The organism is Dietzia sp. B44 (genome assembly GCF_014145245.1).
Classification (GTDB): Bacteria; Actinomycetota; Actinomycetes; order Mycobacteriales; family Mycobacteriaceae; genus Dietzia; species Dietzia natronolimnaea.
In genome coordinates this window covers 1-3,657 of the sequence record NZ_JAALEF010000366.1, presented here as the reverse complement: position 1 = coordinate 3,657, position 3,657 = coordinate 1, and the positions used below count along the sequence as shown (strand labels likewise).

Sequence of the window (3,657 nt, the reverse complement as noted above, 5' to 3'; positions counted from 1 at the left end):
GGTCGACGTCAGCCCAGTGCGTCGATCTCGACCCCGCTGCCCCGTGCCACGACCCGCCCGGGCAGGGGGTTCTGGCCGTAGACGATCCCGCCCGGTGAACCCGTGTCGATGGTGGGGTTGAGCCCCGCGTCCCGGAGAGTCTGCTGGGCGTCCGAGGCCCGGGCCCCCAGGACCACGGGGACGGTCACCGCGTTCGACGGGACGACCCGCAGCACGGCGTTCGCGGGGTCGAGTCGCCGGCCGGCGGGCGGGTCGGTGCTGACCACCCGGCCATCGGAGATCCGGCGGTCGGTCACGGGTGCCTCGCGGACGATGGTGAACCCGGCCCTGCTGAGCACGTCCGTCGCCTCGTCCAGCGGCACGTCCCTGATGTCGGGGACGGTGAGGGCGTTGGAGACCAGCAGCGTCACCCCGTCTCCCCGGGCGACGTCCGATCCGGTGTCCGGGTCGGTGCCCACGGCCAGCCCGCCGTCCACATCGTCGTCGTAGACCCGTCTGACCTGCGAGACGGTGAGCCCGGATCCCTCCAGCGCGGCCCGTGCCTGCTCCTCCTCGAGGCCCGCCACATCGGGGACCCTCACCGGCGCGGGCCCCGAACTCGTCACCATCGACACCCTGGTCCCCACGTCGACGGTCGTCCCGGGCCGCGGTTCCAGGGCCACCACCTGACCGACCGGGACCGAGTCGGAGTGCTCGGTCCCGCCACGGACCGGTTCGAGCGAGTTCTCCCGCAGGAGTGCGGAGACGGTGTCGACGTCGCGTCCGGCACCCACCTCGGGCACGACCGGGCGGCCCACGGAGACCAGGACCGCGACCGTCTCGCCCCGGGGCACCCGGGCCCCGGCCTCGGGGTAGGTCCCGACCAGTCCCGCCCGGGGGACGTCGTTACTGAACGCGTCGCGGGTGGAGGCGGACAACCCCACCTCGTTCACGGCCTCGGTCGCCTGGCCCACCGACATGCCCTGGACCGCGGGGACGGTGACGAAACGGCCGGACCCGAGCCACCATCCGGCGACGGCCAGGGCGATGGCGACCGCCAGCACGACCACCAGCCACAGCAGACCGAGCCTGCGTCGAGGGCGGACGGGCGCCCGGTCCGAGACCGGTTCCACCTCCCCTCGGGCGTAGGACTCCTCGGCGACGGGGGGCGGCGGGACCGCGTCGAGTCCCACCCTCGTGTGCATCCGTGTGGGGACGGGGCCGTCACCGTGGCCGAGCGCCTCGCCGCTCTCGCGATCGGCGGCGTCGAACTCCGTGGCACCGCCGGGCGCCGATCGCGCCGCGGCGGCGCGGGCCCGGGACCAGGACGACTGGTGGGGCGCCGGGACGACATAGGTGGGGAAGCGTCCGATCTCGGCCGCCCGGTCCAGGTCGTCGAGCATCTCCCCGGCATCCTGGTAGCGGTCCTCGCGGCTGCGTCGGGTCGCCCGGAGGATCAGGTGGTCGAGGTCCTCCGCCACGGAATCGGACTGGTCGGAGGGCGCCGGGACGTCGGTGTCCAGGCGCCGGTAGGCCACGGCGATCGAGTTGTCCCCGTTGAACGGGGGCTCGCCGGTGAGCATCTCGTAGGCGAGCACCCCCAGGGAGTACAGGTCGGAGCGCCCGTCGGTGTCGGCGCCGGAGATCTGCTCGGGGGAGAGGTAGGCGGCGGTGCCCATCACCACGCTCCGCGAGGTCGCCCTCGACTCGGCCACCGCACGGACGAGACCGAAGTCGGCGAGTTTGACCGCCCCGGTGGTGGAGATGAGGACGTTCTCTGGCTTGATGTCGCGGTGGACCAGCCCGGCCTCGTGGGCCTCGCGGAGTGCGCCGAGGAGGGGGCGGAGCACGGCGGCGGCGGCGTACGGGGGCATGGGTCCGCGCTCGTCCAGTAGTTCGCGCAGCGTGCCGCCCGGGACCAACTCCATCACGAGGAAGGCTGTGTCCCCCTCGACCCCCTGGTCGAAGACCTGGACGATGCCGGGGTCGGAGAGCCGCGCGACCGAGCGCGCCTCGAGGGTGAACCGGTCGACGAAGGCGCGATCGCCGGCGAGGGCGGGGTCCAACAGCTTGACGGCGACGTGGCGGTCCAACCGCTCGTCGGTGGCGAGGTGCACGATCGACATCCCGCCGCGTGCGATCACGGCGTCGAGCCGGTAGCGCCCGTCGAGCACGGTGCCCGGCCCTGGTAGCTGCCCGTCGTGAGTGGTCATGGAGTCCATTCTGCCCGTCGGCTCTGCCCGTCGGCGTCCCGATCTCGGTATGCAACCGTGCCGTGCGCCCCGCGGTGGTGACCGCCGGGCCCCGCTGGGACTAACGTGGTGGCCGTGAGTACCGTTCCGCACTGCGATGACGTCCTGCCCGGGGACGTCGAGACGATCAATCTGCCCGAGGTGTCGCGGCGACTGGGCATCCCGGTCACCCGTGTGCACGACCTCCTCCGTGAGGGGGGGTTGATCGCCGTCCGACGTGCCGGGGTGGTGGTGGTCCCCGCGGTGTTCCTGGACGACGACGACGAGGTGGCGCGTTTCCTGCCCGGACTCGTCTCGGTTCTCCGTGACGGGGGTTACCGCGACGAGGAGATCCTGCGGTGGCTCTTCACGGAGGACGACAGCCTGCCGGGTCGCCCCGCGGACGCGCTCCACGGTCATCGCGCGCGGGAGGTCATCCGGCGCGCTCAGGCGATGGCGTTCTGACCCTTCCGGTGGCCCGCCACCACCACCAGGCCACCGCCAGTGAGGCGAGCACCGCGATCCCGGAGAGCACGGGGCTGTAGAGGCTGGTCGATCCGTTCGGCCCTATCGCCATCACCAGGAACACGGTCATCCCGACCGCTGCCGTGGTGGCCCGGGGCCCCGGCCTCGCCAGCATCCAGAACGCGGCCACCCAGACGTAGTACCAGGGCCAGGCCAGCGAGTTGAGCACGACGAAGGCCAGCAACGCCAGCATGATGCCGCGGAGCGCCGTCATCCGGTCCCGGCGATGACGCCACCACACGGCCACCAGGACCACGGCGAGGACCACCCGCCCGACCTGCCGGGACACCGCGAGCACGTCCTCGAACCCGGGTGAGTCGGTGACCGCGTGGAACAGGTGCGCTGCCGCGGTCGGTGCGCTGAGGTAGTTGATCACCCTGTCGGACACGGCGATCGCGTCGAACCACCCGATCCCGGTACCGGAGGCGACGGTGGCCAGCCCGAGGACGGCCACCGCGATGGCGGCGGCCAGTGCCGTGTCCCCGAGGGCCCGGACCACCGGTCTGGTGACCGAGGGGTCCTCGCGCCGCCGGGTCAGCGCGATCCACAGCAGGAACGGGGCGACGATCACCGCGGTGGCCTTGAACGCCACCGCGATCCCGATCGCCGCGCCCGCCCACGCCCGGCGACCGTCGAGGGCCAGGACGACCGCCCCGAGGCAGGCGACGAGCGGGAAGATCTCGTTGTGCAGCCCGCCCGCCAGATGGATCACCGACAGCGGCGACGCGCACGCCAGCCAGACCGCGGCCCCCGCGTCCACCCCGGTCCGGCGGGCCGCCGTCACCAGCACCACGGTCAGTGCGGCCAGTGCCACCAACACCGCCACGCGCAGGACGACGATCCCCACCGCGGGGTGCCCGCCGGACACGGCCACCACGATCCTCATGAGGAGCAGGTGGAGCGGGCCGTAGGGAGTGGCGGA

General features: G+C 73.0%; 3 protein-coding genes. 1 reads left to right on the top strand and 2 read right to left on the bottom strand.

Translation table 11 applies throughout. The features are described 5' to 3' along the window. Nucleotides 1-8: 8 nt before the first annotated feature. A complete protein-coding gene (gene pknB / locus G6017_RS12010) occupies nucleotides 9-2,192 on the bottom strand; it encodes a Stk1 family PASTA domain-containing Ser/Thr kinase (RefSeq protein WP_241731508.1) in 2,184 nt (727 codons plus the stop codon). A 114-nt stretch (nucleotides 2,193-2,306) separates the two neighbouring features. Between pknB and G6017_RS12005 the strand changes: the two genes are divergently transcribed. Beyond that, entirely contained in the window at nucleotides 2,307-2,675 is a 369-nt protein-coding gene (locus tag G6017_RS12005) for an Rv2175c family DNA-binding protein (RefSeq protein WP_179525049.1), read from the top strand. Here the strand turns inward: G6017_RS12005 and mptB are convergent. After that, nucleotides 2,644-3,657, bottom strand: a 1,014-nt coding sequence (gene mptB / locus G6017_RS12000; RefSeq protein WP_182617557.1) for a polyprenol phosphomannose-dependent alpha 1,6 mannosyltransferase MptB, incomplete at its 5' end; no start/stop codon positions are given. The two genes, G6017_RS12005 and mptB, sit on opposite strands and share 32 nt — an antisense overlap.